This window comes from Azorhizobium sp. AG788, assembly GCF_004364705.1.
GTDB lineage: Bacteria > Pseudomonadota > Alphaproteobacteria > Rhizobiales > Xanthobacteraceae > Azorhizobium > Azorhizobium caulinodans.
Genome location: NZ_SOBM01000005.1, coordinates 180,792 through 195,973 on the forward strand (window position 1 = coordinate 180,792; position 15,182 = coordinate 195,973).

General features: G+C 68.0%; 12 protein-coding genes. 5 read left to right on the forward strand and 7 right to left on the reverse strand.

The features are described from left to right. Positions 1-144: 144 nt before the first annotated feature. From DFO45_RS14410 to DFO45_RS14430, 5 genes are all read right to left on the reverse strand, one after another. Entirely contained in the window at positions 145-1,029 is an 885-nt protein-coding gene (locus DFO45_RS14410) for a VOC family protein (RefSeq protein WP_012171590.1), read from the reverse strand. A 59-nt stretch (positions 1,030-1,088) separates the two neighbouring features. Continuing rightward, complete coding sequence (locus DFO45_RS14415) at positions 1,089-2,717, reverse strand: CTP synthase (protein WP_012171591.1); 1,629 nt, start codon at positions 2,715-2,717, stop codon at positions 1,089-1,091. 109 nt (positions 2,718-2,826) lie between these two features. Further along, positions 2,827-3,243 carry a preprotein translocase subunit SecG gene (gene secG, locus DFO45_RS14420; protein ID WP_012171592.1) on the reverse strand — a complete coding sequence of 139 codons (417 nt, stop codon included), beginning with the start codon at positions 3,241-3,243 and terminating at the stop codon, positions 2,827-2,829. Between the two features lie 207 nt (positions 3,244-3,450). Continuing rightward, on the reverse strand, positions 3,451-5,592 hold the full coding sequence (locus DFO45_RS14425) for a sodium-translocating pyrophosphatase (RefSeq protein ID WP_012171593.1): 2,142 nt from the start codon (positions 5,590-5,592) through the stop codon (positions 3,451-3,453). 107 nt (positions 5,593-5,699) lie between these two features. Then, positions 5,700-6,884: an aminotransferase class I/II-fold pyridoxal phosphate-dependent enzyme gene (locus DFO45_RS14430; RefSeq protein ID WP_133865417.1), complete on the reverse strand. Its 1,185-nt coding sequence runs from the start codon at positions 6,882-6,884 to the stop codon at positions 5,700-5,702. 239 nt (positions 6,885-7,123) lie between these two features. Between DFO45_RS14430 and DFO45_RS14435 the strand changes: the two genes are divergently transcribed. The 5 genes from DFO45_RS14435 to accC all read left to right on the forward strand — a co-directional run bounded on the left by DFO45_RS14435 (position 7,124) and on the right by accC (position 12,013). Then, the gene (locus DFO45_RS14435; RefSeq protein ID WP_133865657.1) at positions 7,124-8,551 is read left to right on the forward strand and encodes a M48 family metalloprotease; all 1,428 of its coding nucleotides are present in this window, start codon (positions 7,124-7,126) and stop codon (positions 8,549-8,551) included. Between the two features lie 28 nt (positions 8,552-8,579). Beyond that, positions 8,580-9,344 carry a DsbA family protein gene (locus DFO45_RS14440; RefSeq protein ID WP_043879463.1) on the forward strand — a complete coding sequence of 255 codons (765 nt, stop codon included), beginning with the start codon at positions 8,580-8,582 and terminating at the stop codon, positions 9,342-9,344. Positions 9,345-9,515: 171 nt separating this feature from the next. Then, a complete protein-coding gene (gene aroQ / locus DFO45_RS14445) occupies positions 9,516-9,959 on the forward strand; it encodes a type II 3-dehydroquinate dehydratase (protein ID WP_133865418.1) in 444 nt (147 codons plus the stop codon). A 60-nt stretch (positions 9,960-10,019) separates the two neighbouring features. Continuing rightward, the gene (gene accB / locus DFO45_RS14450) at positions 10,020-10,496 is read left to right on the forward strand and encodes an acetyl-CoA carboxylase biotin carboxyl carrier protein (RefSeq protein WP_133865658.1); all 477 of its coding nucleotides are present in this window, start codon (positions 10,020-10,022) and stop codon (positions 10,494-10,496) included. A 170-nt stretch (positions 10,497-10,666) separates the two neighbouring features. Next, complete coding sequence (accC, locus tag DFO45_RS14455) at positions 10,667-12,013, forward strand: acetyl-CoA carboxylase biotin carboxylase subunit (protein ID WP_133865419.1); 1,347 nt, start codon at positions 10,667-10,669, stop codon at positions 12,011-12,013. A gap of 71 nt (positions 12,014-12,084) precedes the next feature. On the opposite strand, the gene DFO45_RS14460 is transcribed toward accC, so the two are convergent. Both DFO45_RS14460 and DFO45_RS14465 read right to left on the reverse strand, forming a co-directional pair. Beyond that, positions 12,085-13,410 (reverse strand): nitrate/sulfonate/bicarbonate ABC transporter ATP-binding protein, encoded by a 1,326-nt coding sequence (locus tag DFO45_RS14460; RefSeq protein WP_012171600.1) that lies wholly within the window; start codon positions 13,408-13,410, stop codon positions 12,085-12,087. Between the two features lie 11 nt (positions 13,411-13,421). Then, positions 13,422-15,065 (reverse strand): ABC transporter permease subunit, encoded by a 1,644-nt coding sequence (locus DFO45_RS14465; RefSeq protein ID WP_244421867.1) that lies wholly within the window; start codon positions 15,063-15,065, stop codon positions 13,422-13,424. Positions 15,066-15,182: the final 117 nt, after the last annotated feature.

Consider the following 15,182-nt stretch of genomic DNA (forward strand, 5'->3'; position numbering starts at 1 on the left):
GCCCGTCCGGCCCGGCCGGTGGGCTCGAATGGCGGGGTCGTCCGCGCCGGAGGAGAAGAACCGCGACGGTCGTCCGCGCGGGTGCCTGCGCCGTGGCAGGCATGGGCAGGATGTAGGACACGTCCCGCCCGGATCAAGCACCCGTCAGCCGGCGGCGGCGTCCTCGTTGCGCTCGAAGATCAGCGTCGCGCCCATGGCGGCGGTGGGCGGCACCACGGCGATGCCCTCGATCTGCTCCACCAGCATCCGCCGGGCGGCGAGGCCTCGGCGCAGGTCGGCGGCGCCGGGCGTGTCGAAGCGCACGGCCGCGAGGCGCAGGCCCTCGCCCTGCGGCGCGGCCACGCCATAGCGCTCGGTGAACAATTCGGGCGTCATGAGGTCGATGGCCCCACGCGGCGTCTGCGTCACGAACCAGCCGTCCACTGCCCGGCGCGGCGTGCAGCCGGAGAAGGTGTCGATGAAGGACACGTGGTCGGCGGGACTGTCGGTCACCAGCACCACGCCCAGCACCTGCGTCACGCCATTGGCATGGCGCTGCATCTGCGGCGACCAGAAGTTCTCAGGCTTGCGCTGGGTGCAGGTGAAGAAAGCGGTTTCGGACGCGATGGGATCACGGGCATAGGCGAGCGTGAAGCCCACCTCCACCTCGGAGCCGTCCGGACGCCGGGCCTGCCGGGAGAAATCGAACAGGTCATAGCCGCCGATGCCGGCCGCATCGAAATCGGCCTTGTCGCCCACGGGATCGGTGCCTTCCAGCACCAGCATAGACAGGCCCTCGCCGCTGCGGGCGAGCCGGGCCTTGTTGAAGGCGCCGAAGGAGAAGAAGGCGCCATCGTGCGGCGGGATCTTCTCGGGCTCGGCAACTTCCAGAATCTCGATGAAGAAGCCCGGGGTCTGCACGATGCGGTTGTGCGTGCCCCAGGGATGGTGGTTGCGCGAGCCGACGGTGAAGCCCAGCAGGTCATAGACCTCCCCGGCCGCATCAACGTCCCGCACCAGATGGACGACGTGATCGAGGCCGCGACGCATGGGCAACTCCTTTACCTGATCGCACGCCGCCCGGCTTCACGCCGGAGCGGCAGGCTCACTCACACCAGCCGGCTCTGCTCCATGGCCGCCCCGATGAAGGAGGCGAAGAGCGGATGCGGCTGGAACGGGCGCGACTTCAGTTCGGGATGGAACTGCACGCCGATGAACCAGGGATGGTCCGCATATTCCACGATCTCCGGCAGCAGGCCATCGGGCGACAGGCCGGAGAACATGAGACCGCAGGCCTCGAGGCGATCCTTGTAGGCGGTATTCACCTCGTAACGGTGACGGTGACGCTCGGAAATCTCCTGCGCGCCATAGATGCCGGCGACGCGGGACGGCTCCTTGAGCTGCGCCAGATAGGCGCCGAGGCGCATGGTGCCGCCGAGGTCGCCCGCCGCCGAGCGGCGCTCCAGTTCATTGCCCTTCAGCCATTCGGTGAGCAGGCCCACCACCGGCTCGGACGTCTCGCCGAACTCGGTGGAGTTGGCGTTCTTGACGCCGGCCAGGTTCCGGGCCGCCTCGATGACCGCCATCTGCATGCCGAAGCAGATGCCGAAATAGGGCACCTTGCGCTCGCGGGCGAACTGGGCCGCGCGGATCTTGCCCTCGGCGCCGCGCTGGCCGAAGCCGCCCGGCACGAGAATGCCGTGGACGTGCTCCAGGAAGGGCGCCGGGTCCTCGGTCTCGAAGGTCTCGCTCTCGATCCAGTCGAGGTTCACCTTCACCTTGTTGGCGATGCCGCCGTGGTTCAGCGCCTCGATGAGCGACTTGTAGGCGTCCTTGAGGCCCGTGTACTTGCCCACGATGGCGATGGTGACTTCGCCCTCGGGGTTGCGCACGCGCTGCTCGATATTGGTCCAGCGCTGGAGGTTCGGCGCCGGGGCCGGCTCGATGCCGAAGGCGGCCAGAACTTCCGTGTCGAGGCCTTCCGCATGGTAGGAGGACGGCACGGCGTAGATGTTGTCCACGTCGCGCGCCTCGATCACGGCGCTCTCGCGCACGTTGCAGAAGAGCGAGAGCTTGCGCCGCTCCTCGCGCGGGATCTCGCGATCGCAGCGGCAGAGCAGGATGTCGGGCTGGATGCCGATGGAGCGCAGTTCCTTGACGGAGTGCTGCGTCGGCTTGGTCTTCAGTTCCCCAGCGGAGGGGATGAAGGGCATCAGCGTCAGATGGATGAAGATGGCGTGGTTGCGCGGCAGCTCGTTCTTGAGCTGGCGGGTCGCCTCGAAGAAGGGCAGCCCCTCGATATCACCCACCGTGCCGCCCACCTCGATGAGCACGAAGTCGAAGCCCTCGTTGCCTTCCAGCACGAAGTCCTTGATGGCGTTGGTGACGTGGGGGATCACCTGGATGGTGGCGCCGAGATAGTCGCCGCGCCGCTCCTTGGTAAGGATATCCTGATAGATGCGCCCGGTGGTGATGTTGTCCTGCTTGGTGGCAGGATGCCCGGTGAAGCGCTCGTAATGGCCGAGGTCGAGATCGGTCTCGGCCCCGTCGTCGGTCACGAAGACCTCGCCATGCTGATACGGGCTCATGGTGCCCGGATCGACGTTCAGATAGGGGTCCAGCTTGCGGAGCCGGACGGTGTACCCGCGCGCCTGGAGAAGCGCGCCGAGTGCTGCGGAGGCGAGGCCCTTGCCGAGGGAGGACACGACGCCGCCGGTGATGAAGATGTAGCGCGCCATGGGCTTCAACTCTACTCCGCGCAAACGCGATTCGGCGAGCGCGACGCCCTTTGGGGCACCGCGTCGCCTGTGGAGAACCTACACGCCGCGGCAGGCCGCGGCGCAGCGATCACTGGGACTTCGGAACCTGCGGGCCGGTGGGCGCCGGAGCGTCCGCGGCCGGGGGCGTCGGGGCCGCAGGAGCGGACGCTCCCGGAGCCGCGCCCTGCGGCCGGATCTGGTCGAGGATGGAGCCGCCGGTCGGCACGCTCGGACCGCTCTGGCCGCTGGACGGCCCGAGGATCGAGGTGGGCGCGCGGCCCCAGCCTGCGAGAATCGTCAGGCCCAGGCTGGTGATGAAGAACAGCGCGGCGAGCACCGCGGTCGCACGGGTCAGCACGTTGGCCGTGCCGCGCGCCGTGAAGAAGCCGCCGCCACCGCCGCCGCCGCCGATTCCCAGGCCACCGCCTTCGGAACGCTGAATCAGCACCACGCCGATGAGCGCGAGCACCACCAACAGGTGAATGACGATCAGAACGGTCTGCATGAATTCCATCATCCTCGCGCCGGGCGGGGCCCGGAGCGCCATTTGGGCGGTTCCTACACGAACGCTTCGCGCATGGAAAGCCTTGCCGCCCTGCGTTGCACGGCGGGCTGCCGCGCGGCCATGGCAAAGCCCCGCTGCGCCTTCATATAGGCCGCCGGCGACCGTCCGAAAGGAGCCCTGCCCCTGTGAACAGCCGCCGGCCCGGCCTCAATGCCCGAGCACCGCCAGAAGCAGCAGGGCCACGATGTTGGTGATCTTGATCATGGGATTCACGGCCGGCCCCGCCGTGTCCTTGTAGGGATCGCCCACCGTGTCGCCGGTGACGGAGGCCTTGTGGGCGTCCGAGCCCTTGAGGTGGCGCACCCCGTCCTTGTCCACGAATCCGTCCTCGAAGGACTTCTTCGCATTGTCCCAGGCGCCGCCACCGGAGGTCATGGAGATGGCGACGAACAGGCCGGTGACGATGACGCCGAGCAGCATCGCCCCCACCGCCGAGAAGGCCGCCGACTTGCCGGCCGCCCCGCCGCCCGCCACCAGATAGATGACGAAATAGCAGACGATGGGCGAGAGCACCGGCAACAGGGAGGGGATGATCATCTCCTTGATGGCGGCGCGGGTGAGCATGTCCACGGCGCGGGAATAGTCCGGCTTGTCGGTGCCGGCCATGATTCCCGGCTTCTCGCGGAACTGCCGGCGCACCTCCTCCACGATGGCGCCCGCCGCTCGGCCCACCGCCGTCATGCCCATGGCGGCGAAGAGGAACGGCAGCAGGCCGCCGAACAGCAGGCCGACGACCACATAGGGATTTTCCAGCGAGAAGTTGGGGGACACGCCGGCAAAGTAGCTGCCCGGCCGGGCCTGCGAGATGAAATAGCGCAGGTCCGCATTGTAGGCGGCGAACAGCACCAGCGCGCCGAGGCCCGCCGAGCCGATGGCATAGCCCTTGGTGACGGCCTTCGTGGTGTTGCCCACCGCATCCAGCGCATCGGTGGAGTGGCGCACCTCCTTGGGCAAGCCGGCCATCTCGGCGATGCCGCCGGCATTGTCCGTCACCGGCCCGAAGGCATCGAGCGCCACCACCATGCCCGCCAGCGCCAGCATGGTCGTCGCCGCCACCGCGATGCCGAACAGGCCGGCCAAGCCATAAGCGACGAGGATGCCGGCGATGATGACGAGCGTGGGCAGCGCCGTCGATTCGAGCGAGACGGCGAGGCCCTGGATGATGTTGGTGCCGTGGCCGGTCACCGAGGCCTGCGCAATGGAGACCACCGGCCGATAGCCCGTGCCGGTGTAATATTCGGTGATGACGACGATGGCCCCGGTCACCGCCAGTCCGACGATTCCCGAGAGGAAAAGCTGCGTGCCGGTGAGCGCGGTCCCCGCGATGGGGCCGAAGCCTGTCAGCAGCCCCGTCACCAGTGCCAGCGCGAAGACCGAAAGGCCGGCGCTCGCCGCAAAGCCCTTGTAGAGCGCCCCCATGATGGAGGAGGTCGGCCCGAGCTTCACGAAGAACGTGCCGGCGATGGAGGTGAGGATGCACACGCCGCCAATGGCCAGCGGGTAGAGCACGAGATTGCCCAGAACGCCTGGGGCGCCGGAATAGAAGATGATGGCGAGCACCATGGTCGCCACCACCGTTACGGCATAGGTCTCGAACAGGTCCGCCGCCATGCCGGCGCAGTCGCCGACATTGTCGCCCACGTTGTCGGCGATGGTGGCGGGGTTGCGCGGGTCGTCCTCGGGAATGCCCGCTTCCACCTTGCCGACGAGATCGCCGCCGACGTCGGCGCCCTTGGTGAAGATGCCGCCGCCGAGGCGGGCGAAGATGGAGATGAGCGAGGCGCCGAAGCCCAGCGCCACGAGGGCATCCACCACCACACGCTCGGTGAGGCCATAGCCCATGATGCGGGTGAGGAAGGTGAAGTAGACCGCCACCCCGAGCAGGGCGAGGCCGGCCACCAGAAGGCCGGTGACGGCGCCCGCCTTGAAAGCGAGGTCGAGCCCGCCGGCGAGCGATTTCGTGGCCGCCTGCGCCGTGCGCACATTGGCACGCACCGAGACATTCATGCCGATGAAGCCGGCAAGGCCGGAGAGAATGGCGCCGAGGGCAAAGCCGATGGCCACGAGCCAACCGAGGAAGACGCCCACCGCCAGGAAGATGACGACGCCCACGATGCCGATGGTGGCGTACTGCCGGCGCAGATAGGCCTGCGCGCCTTCGGCGATCGCGGCGGCGATCTCCTGCATGCGTGGCGAGCCGGGATCGGCGGCCATGACCGCCCGCCCGGCCCAGATTCCGTAGCCCACGGCGAACAGTCCGCAGGCAATGATCAGCACGAGTGCCAACATATGACCAGCCCTCCCGTTTTCGTCCCGTATGCCTTTGTTTTTATGGGACGGGAGTGTGAGGGCCGGACGACAGGGGCGCAACCAAGTAATGCGACAGCAGAACTGCACTATTCCTTGGAGAGGAAGTGCCCGATGCGCGCCACCGCCGCCCGCATGTCTTCCGCCGACCCGGCATAGGAGAAGCGCAGGAACTGCTTGCCACAGAAGGGATCGAAGTCCACGCCCGGGGTCGCCGCAACGTGCGCCGCGTCGAGAAGCCGCGTCGCGAAGGCGTGCGAGTCGCCCGTGAAACGGGACACATCCGCATAAAGATAAAAGGCGCCGTCGGCCGGCAGGAAATGCTCAAGCCCGATCTTGGGAAGACCTTCGGTCAGGATGCGGCGGTTTTCCTCATAGCCATGCTTCACCGCATCCATCTCCTCCCGCCCGTCGAAGGCGGCCTCTGCGGCGATCTGCGACAGGGTGGGCACGGAGATGGAGAAGTTCTGCTGCAGGCGCTCCATGGTGCGCGACATGCCCTCGGGCACCACCATCCAGCCGACGCGCCAGCCGGTCATGCAGAAGTATTTGGAGAAGGAATTGATGACCACGGAATCGGGGGCCACCTCGGCCGCCGTCACCGCCGGGAAGGCATAGTCGAGGCCGTGGTAGATCTCATCCGACACGAAGCGCAGGCCGAGCTCCTTGGCCGCCGCATAAAGGGCGGTGAGCGCGGTGCGGTCCATCATGGTGCCGGTGGGATTGGCGGGGCTCGCCACCAGCACGCCCTTCAGCGGCTTTTCCGCATGGGCGGCGCGCAGCGTCTCGGGGGTCAGGGCGAATCGGTCTTCCGCCTTGGTCTCGATCAGCACCGGCTCGCAGCCGAGCGCCGAGAGCACATGGCGATAGGGCGGATAGCCGGGGGCGGCGATGGCCACCCGGTCGCCGGCCTCGAACAGGGCCAGGAAGGCGAGGATGAAGCCGCCGGACGAGCCGTTGGTCACCACCACCCGCTCGGGATCGAGGTCGAACCCGTGCTGCTCCTTGTAGTGCTTCGCGATGCGGGCGCGCAGGGAGGGAATACCCAGCGCCGCCGTATAGCCCACCTGCCCGCGCTCCAGCGCGGCGGCCGCCGCCTTGCGGGCGGTGAGCGGCGCGGGCGCGGCGGGCTGGCCCACCTCCATGTGGATCACCTTCGCCCCCTCGGCTTCCAGGCGGGCCGCATGCTCCATCACGTCCATCACGATGAAGGGCGCGACCTCCGAACGGCGGGAGGCGGGAATGAGCGCGGGAGGAAGCACGAGGGAGGACATCACATTCGCTTTCGTGATCGGGAAACGGGCACGGAAGACGCAGCGTCAGCCAAGCCGCCGTCTTGCCGCCGCATTCGCCCCGAGGGTAGACGCTAGGACAACCGGAGCGGCAAGCCGTTCCGGCGGAACCGGTGGGGCGTGGTAACGCGCCGCCGCACTGTCGCCAAGGGGCGGGCGCAACCCGCCGCATGGTTCAGGAAGACGACCGAGCACCATTCGTGGGGGATCGACTGCTCGTGATGTTCGCCAGCCGCGCCGTTTGCCCAACCCGCGTCCTGCGCCGCGCATCCAGCGTGGCGCTCGGCCTCATCGCCAGTTGCCATCTGGCGCTTGCCCCGGCGCAGGCGCAGGAGAAGTCCGGCCGCGGCCTGCCGACCATCCGCGACACCGAGATCGAGAACCTGCTGCGCGACTACACCCGCCCCATCCTGCGCGCCGCCAAGCTGGCGCAGCAGAACATCGAGGTGGTGCTGGTCAACGACCGCAGCTTCAACGCCTTCGTGGCGGACGGCCGGCGCATCTTCATCAACACCGGCGCGCTCGTCGATTCGACGACGCCCAACCAGATCATCGGCGTGCTCGCCCATGAGACCGGCCATATCGCCGGCGGCCACCTCGCCCGGCGCCGCGAGCAGCTCGCGGGCGCGCAGACCATGGCCATCGTCGCCATGATGCTGGCGGCGGGCGGAGTCGCGGCGGGCGCGGCAAGCGGGGCCAATGGCGGCAACATGGGCAATGCGGCGGCGGGCGCTGTCATGGCGCCGCAGGAGATGATCCGCCGTTCGCTCCTCGCCTATCAGCGCGAGGAGGAGCAGGCCGCCGACCGGTCGGCCGTCACCTATCTCAACGCCACCCAGCAGTCGGCCAAGGGCATGCTCGAGACGTTCGAGCGCTTCCAGAACGACCAGTTGTTCCTGACCCAGCGCACCGATCCCTACCTGCTGAGCCACCCCATGGCCCGCGAGCGGATCGCGGCGCTGGAGGTGCTCGCCAAGGCCAGCCCCTATTTCAACGCCAAGGACCCGCCTGCCCTCCAGCACCGGCACGACATGATGCGGGCAAAGCTCATCGGCTTCCAGGAGCGGCCGGACGTGGTGGCGCGGCGCTATCCGCCCACCGACCAGTCCCTGCCCGCCCAATATGCCCGCGCCATCTCCGCCTATCGCTTCGCCAGCATGTCCGGGGCGGTGGCGCAGATCGACGCTCTCATCGCCAAGGAGCCGGGCAATCCCTATTTCCAGGAACTGAAAGGGCAGGCGCTGCTGGAGAGCGGCCGGGCGAGCGAGGCGGTGCCGCCGCTGCGCAAGGCGGTGGCCATGACCGACGGCGCACCGCTGATCCGCGCCATGCTCGGGCAGGCGCTGGTGGAGACCGGCAATGCGGGCATGATGGACGAGGCCATCCGCGAGCTGACCTTCTCCACCCAGCGCGATCCGGACAATGCCTCGGGCTGGCGCGCCCTTGCCAAGGCTTACGGTTTCAAGAACAACAGGCCGCAGGCGGATCTCGCCTCGGCGCAGGCGGCGCTCGCCACCGGCGACGTCCGCACCGCGCGGGAACTCGCCGCCCGCGCGCGCCAGACCTTTCCCCCCAATTCGCCCGGCTGGCTGAAGGCGGACGACATCGTCAACATCAAGCCGCCGCAATCCAGCGACAATCGCCAGTAGAATTGCCCTTCCGAACATGGAGAGACCGATGCTGTCCCGAACCGGCCTGCGTGCCGCCCTCGCCGCTGTGGCCGCCCTCGGGCTGACGGCAACCACCGTCCTCCCGGCCGCCGCCTTCACCGATCAGGAGAAGGCCGAGCTTGGCCCGCTGATCCGCGACTACCTGCTGAAGAACCCGGAAGTGCTCCAGGAAGCGATCGCCGTGCTGGAGAAGCGCCAGGGCGAGGCGGAGGCGCAGGCCCGGGCCAAGACCCTCGCCAGCATCAAGCCCAAGGTCTTCGACAGCCCGCGCGGCGTGGTCATCGGCAATCCGAAGGGCAACGTCACGCTGGTGGAGTTCTTCGATTACAACTGCGGCTACTGCAAGCACACGCTGTCCGACATCAATGCGCTGGTGAAGAACAATCCGAACCTGCGCGTGGTGCTGCGCGAGTTCCCGGTGCTCGGCCCGGGCTCGGTGGAAGCCGCGCAGGTGGCGGTGGCCGTGCGCATGGTCGCGCCCGACAAGTACAAGGCCTTCCACGACGCGCTGCTCAGCGGTCGGGGCCAGGCGGACCGCGCCCGCGCGCTGGCGGCAGCCAAGGAGGTGGGCATCGACGTCGCCCAGCTCCAGAAGCAGGCGACCTCGCCGGAGCTCAACGCCACGCTCGACGAGAGCATGGAGATCGCCCAGGCGCTCGGCCTCAACGGCACGCCGAGCTTTGTCATCGGCGACGAGGTGATCGTGGGCGCCGTCGGCCTCGAGAAGCTTCAGGAAGCGGTCACCAAGAACGGCAAGACCGCCGCCAACTGATCCCTGACGGGGGACTGCCCGGCCAGATCTGGGCCGGCAGTCCCCCGCCTGCGGCGTTGCCGCCATGTGACGGTCTGGTGAATGGGGTGAGATGGCGTCTTTCCTTGCGACGCAACGCCCCCTATAACCGCGCGGGCCCGGACGCTGCCGGGTCGCAGCTGAACCGTCAGGATGTCCGACACCATCCACGTCCTCAACGGACCCAATCTGAACCTCCTCGGCACCCGCGAGCCCGGCATCTACGGTGCCGCGACGCTGGCCGACGTTGAGGCGCTCTGCCGCACGACCGCGGCCCAGCACGGGCTCGAGCTCGTCTTCCGCCAGAGCAATCACGAAGGCGATCTGGTGGGCTGGATCCAGGCCGCGGCAGGCTCCGTTGGCGTGGTTCTGAATGCCGGCGCCTATACCCACACCTCCGTCGCGTTGCGCGATGCCATTGCCGGCACCGGCGTTCCCGCCGTCGAGGTGCATCTGTCGAACGTGTTCGCCCGCGAACCCTTCCGGCACCATTCCTATCTCTCGCCGGTGGTGCGGGGCGTGATCTGCGGCTTCGGGCCCCAGAGCTACGTCCTCGGCATCACCGCGCTCGCCACAACCCGGCCGGCGCGCCCCTGAGCGCGGCCCTCACCCTTCAGGAGCTCATGCGTGGCTGAACCCGCGTACGTGCAGGATGAAATGAAAAACTCCAAGACCCCCATCGATACCGACGTCATCCGCGAGATCGCGAACCTCCTGTCCGGCAGCGACCTGACGGAGATCGAAGTCGAGGCCGACAATCTGCGCATCCGCGTCGCGCGCACGCCGGCCCCGGTGACGGTGGCCGCTGCGGCGCCGGTCGCAGTGGCCCCCGCCGCCGCGCCCGTGGCCACGGTCGCCGCCGTCGCCCTCGAGCCGACGAGCGCCGACTTCTCCAAGCATCCGGGCGTCGTAACGTCTCCCATGGTCGGCACCGCCTACCGCTCGCCCGAGCCCGGCGCGCCGTCCTTCGTGGAAGTCGGCACGCAGGTGCGGGAAGGCCAGACGCTGCTGATCGTCGAAGCCATGAAGACCATGAACGCCATTCCCGCCCCGCGCGCCGGCACGGTCACGCGCATCCTGGTGGAGAACGGCCGCCCGGTGGAATACGGCGAGCCCCTGCTCGTCATCGAGTGAGGCCGGACGGCCTCGATCGGCGCCGGCGGCCCCGCCCCGGCGACACAGGACTGGAAGCGGCACGTCCCCGGCCCCGCCGGGACGCGCCTTCCCTTAAAGGACCCGCGCACCCGGACCCGTCCCGCGGCGACCCCGCCCGGCGGAGCGGCTGCCAAGCAGGCTGAAGCCCGATGTTCGAGAAAATCCTGATTGCCAACCGCGGCGAGATTGCCCTGCGCATCCTGCGCGCGTGCAAGGAGCTGGGCATCGCCACCGTCGCCGTGCACTCCACCGCCGATGCGGATGCCATGCACGTGCGCCTCGCCGACGAGAGCGTGTGCATCGGCCCGCCGCAGGCCCGCGAGAGCTACCTCAACATTCCCTCGCTGCTCGCTGCCTGCGAGATCACCGGCGCGGACGCGGTGCACCCCGGCTACGGCTTCCTCGCCGAGAACGCCCGCTTCGCCGAGATCCTGGCGGACCACAAGGTCCACTTCATCGGTCCGAAGCCCGAGCACATCCGCATCATGGGCGACAAGATCGAGGCCAAGAAGACCGCGCAGAAGCTCGGCATTCCGGTGGTGCCCGGCTCCGACGGCGGCATCAATTCGGATGAGGAGGCCCACCGCGTCGCCGCCGAGATCGGCTTCCCGGTGCTGGTGAAGGCCGCCGCGGGTGGCGGCGGGCGCGGCATGAAGGTGGCGATGACCGCCGACGACCTGAGCCAGGCCCTCTCCACCGCCCGCACCGAGGCCAAGGCGGCCTTCGGCGATGACGCGGTCTATCTGGAGAAATATCTCGTCACCCCGCGCCACATCGAGATTCAGGTGCTGGGCGACGGCAAGGGCAATGCGGTGCACCTCGGCGAGCGCGACTGCTCGCTCCAGCGCCGCCACCAGAAGGTGTGGGAGGAAGCCCCCTCCCCGGCGCTCGAAGCCGCCCAGCGCCAGGAGATCGGCGAGACGGTGGCGAAAGCCATGCGCGAGCTGAAGTATCTCGGCGTCGGCACGGTCGAGTTCCTGTATGAGAACGGCCGTTTCTATTTCATCGAGATGAACACCCGCATCCAGGTGGAGCATCCGGTGACGGAAGAGATCACCGGCATCGACCTCATCAACGAGCAGATCCGCGTCGCCGCCGGCCTACCGATGACGCTGACGCAGGACGACGTGAAGATCACCGGCCACGCCATCGAGTGCCGCATCAATGCCGAGCACCCGACGACCTTCCGGCCCTCGCCCGGCAAGATCACCCACTATCACGTGCCCGGTGGCCTCGGCATCCGCGTGGATAGCAATGCCTATCAGGGCTATTCGATCCCGCCCCACTACGATTCGCTGGTGGGCAAGCTGATCGTGCACGGCTCCAACCGCGAGGAATGCCTGCGTCGCCTGCGCCGCGCCCTCGACGAGTTCGTGGTGGACGGCATCGAGACCACCCTGCCCCTGTTCCGCACGCTGGTGCGCACGAAGGACATTCAGGACGGCCAGTACGACATCCACTGGCTGGAGCACTTCCTCGCCAAGGGCGAAGCCTGAGATTCACCGATCCTGAAACAAGAACGGCGGGCCTTTGGCCCGCCGTTTGCGTTTCCGGGTGCCGGAACGGGTCAGTCTTCCTCGATCAGGCTGAACTGGGCGGTCTTCTCGTCATAGGAGAAGACCTCGCCATAGCGGCCCCAGGCGATGACCGTGCGCAGCGTCCGCTCGGCGAACTCCTCGGACATGTGGTCTTCCAGCTCCTCCGAGAAGCGCGAGTACGGCGCCCGGTGGGTCGGGCGCTCGTCCAGCACGCGGCGGATGTGGGCGGCGATCGCCACATGGGCCAGAAGATGCTTGGCGAATAGCGCCTTGCGCGGCTCCACGTCCGCCTCCACGAACGCCTTCCCCTCGGCGGTGAGGATGAGGTCGCCCTGTGTCACCTCTGCGAAGCGCAGCATCTGCAGCGTCTCGGCGATGGGGAAGAGGTCGTCGCCGGACATGTTCAGGCTGTCCGCCAGCGCCGGCAGATCGGCCCGGCCGTCGTAGGGGGAATCCGCAAGCTCTTCCAGCAGGCCCGCCATGAGGTTGGTGGTGACCGGCTCCAGCGCCGTCGAAAGGCTCGCCTCATGGCGCTGCGCCCCGCCCACCGGCGCGGCGCCGGGGGCGTCGCGATTGGTCATGCGGGCGTAGATATCCTCCACCAGCGCGCGGAATTCCGGCGCCTGACGGTCGCGCGGGTGCGGCAGGGTGATGGGCATCTCGAAGGCGACGCGGCCGGGATTGGACGAGAAGATCATGACCCGGTCGCACATGAGGACGGCTTCCTCGATATTGTGCGTGACGATGAGGATGGACTTGATGGGCAGGCGCCCCTCCATCCAGAGGTCGATGATGTCGGTGCGCAGCGTCTCCGCGGTCAGCACGTCGAGGGCCGAGAAGGGCTCGTCCATGAGCATGAGGCGCGGGTGTACCACCAGCGCCCGCGCGAAGCCCACGCGCTGGCGCATGCCGCCGGACAGTTCCTTCGGATAGGCACTCTCGAAGCCGCCGAGGCCGATGAGGTCGATGGCCTCCTCCGCCCGGCGCCGCCGCTCGGCCGCATCGACGCCCAGCGCCTCAAGCCCGATCTCCACATTCTGGCGCACGGTGAGCCAGGGAAAGAGGGCGAAGGTCTGGAACACCATCGAGAGGCCCTGACAGGGGCCGTTCACCGGCTTGCCCATCCAGCGCACGTCGCCGGAGTAAGGCGGCACGAGGCCGGAAATGATGCGCAGGAGCGTGGACTTGCCGGAGCCGGAACGGCCCAGCAAGCCGACGATCTCGCCTTCCTTGATGGAGAGGGAGACGTCGTCCAGCACCAGATAACGGTTGTTGTCGCTCTTCTTGAACGACTGCACCACATGCGAGAGCTGCACGAGCGGCGCGTTGACCTCAACGGAGCGGTTGTCGAGCATGGTGGATCTCCTCAGTCGAGGCGCAGGCGCTTGGCGGCGAAGTCGAACAGCGGCCGCCAGAGGGTGCGGTTGAAGGCGATGACGTAGAGCGACATGACGGCGATGCCGAGCGTGATACGCGGATAGTCCGCCGCCGTGGTGGCATCGGCGATGTAGGAGCCGAGACCCTCGGCGCGGAGCGTGGTCGAGCCCCAGCTCGCCACCTCGGCGACGATGGAGGCGTTCCAGGAGCCCCCGCTCGCGGTGAGGGCGCCGGTCACGTAATAAGGGAACACCCCCGGCAGGATGACCTTGAACCACCACTGCGCCCCGCGCAGGTGGAAGGAGGAGGCTGCCTCCTTCATGTCATTGGGAAAGGCGCTGGCGCCCGCGATGACGTTGAAGAGGATGTACCACTGGGTGCCCAGCACCATCAGCGGCGACAGCCAGATGTTGGGATCGAGCCCGAGGCGCACGATCACCACCACCGCGAAGGGGAAGACGATGTTGGCCGGAAAGGCGGCGAGGAACTGCGCCACCGGCTGCAACGCGTTCGCGACCTTGGGGCGGAGGCCGATCCAGACCCCCACGGGCACCCAGATGAGGGAGGCGAGCGCGATCAGCACCGCCACCCGGATCAGCGTCAGGAAGCCGAGCCAGAAGACATGGCCCACCTCGGCGAGCCCCACCTCGGTGGCGACGAAGCTGACGATGAGCCACACGCCATAGACGGCCATGGCGACGACCATCACCAGCCAGGCGTGATCCATGGGCCGGCTGGACCAGGCGGCGTTCACCTGCCCCGGCAGGCGCACGGGCAGGCGCAGCGGCAGGGCCGCGAGCCCCCGGAACAGGCCGCCGACGGGCGACAGGAGGAGGCGGAACAGATGCGCCCGCTTCACCATGTCCAGCACCCAGGAGCGCGGCGGCGGCGCGCCGGCGGACTGCTCGAAGCGGAAGCGGTCGGCCCAGGCCACCAGCGGGCGGAACAGCAGCTGGTCGTAGATCAGGATGATGACCAGCATCGCCCCGACCGACCACGCCACGGCTGTGAGATTCCGTTCGGCGATGGCGGTGGACACATAGGCGCCGATGCCCGGCAGGGTGATGGTGGTGTTGCCAACCGAAATGGCTTCGGACGCCACCACAAAGAACCACCCGCCCGACATGGACATCATCGTGTTCCAGACGAGGCCCGGCATGGAGAAGGGCACCTCCAGCCGCCAGAAGCGCTGCCAGCCGGTGAGGCGAAAGCCGCGCGAGACCTCCACGAGGTCGCGCGGCAGTGTCTTCAGCGACTGGTAGAAACTGAAGGTCATGTTCCAAGCCTGGCTGGTGAAGATGGCGAACACCGCCGCCATCTCGACGCCAATCACCTTGCCGGGGAACAGATTCATGAAGAACAGCACGGTGAAGGACAGGAAGCCCAGCACCGGGACCGACTGGAGGATGTCCAGCACCGGGATGAGCACCATCTCCGCCCGCCGGCTCTTCGCCGCAAGCGCACCGTAGATGAAGGTGAAGACCAGCGAGGCCACGATCGCCGCCAGCATGCGCAGCGTGGTGCGCAGGGCATATTCCGGCAGATCCCACGGACTGAGCGAGATCGGCGCCTGTTCCATCTCCGAGATGGGGATGAGCGTCTGCTGCGTGCCCTGCGTGAAGAGGGCAAACATCCCGAACACCAGCAGGAAGGCGAACAGGTCGAAGGGGGTCACGAAGGAACGACGCGGATCGCGCGTCGTGGTGACAGCGGCGGATTGGAAAAACATGACGGACACCCGCTGTGTACG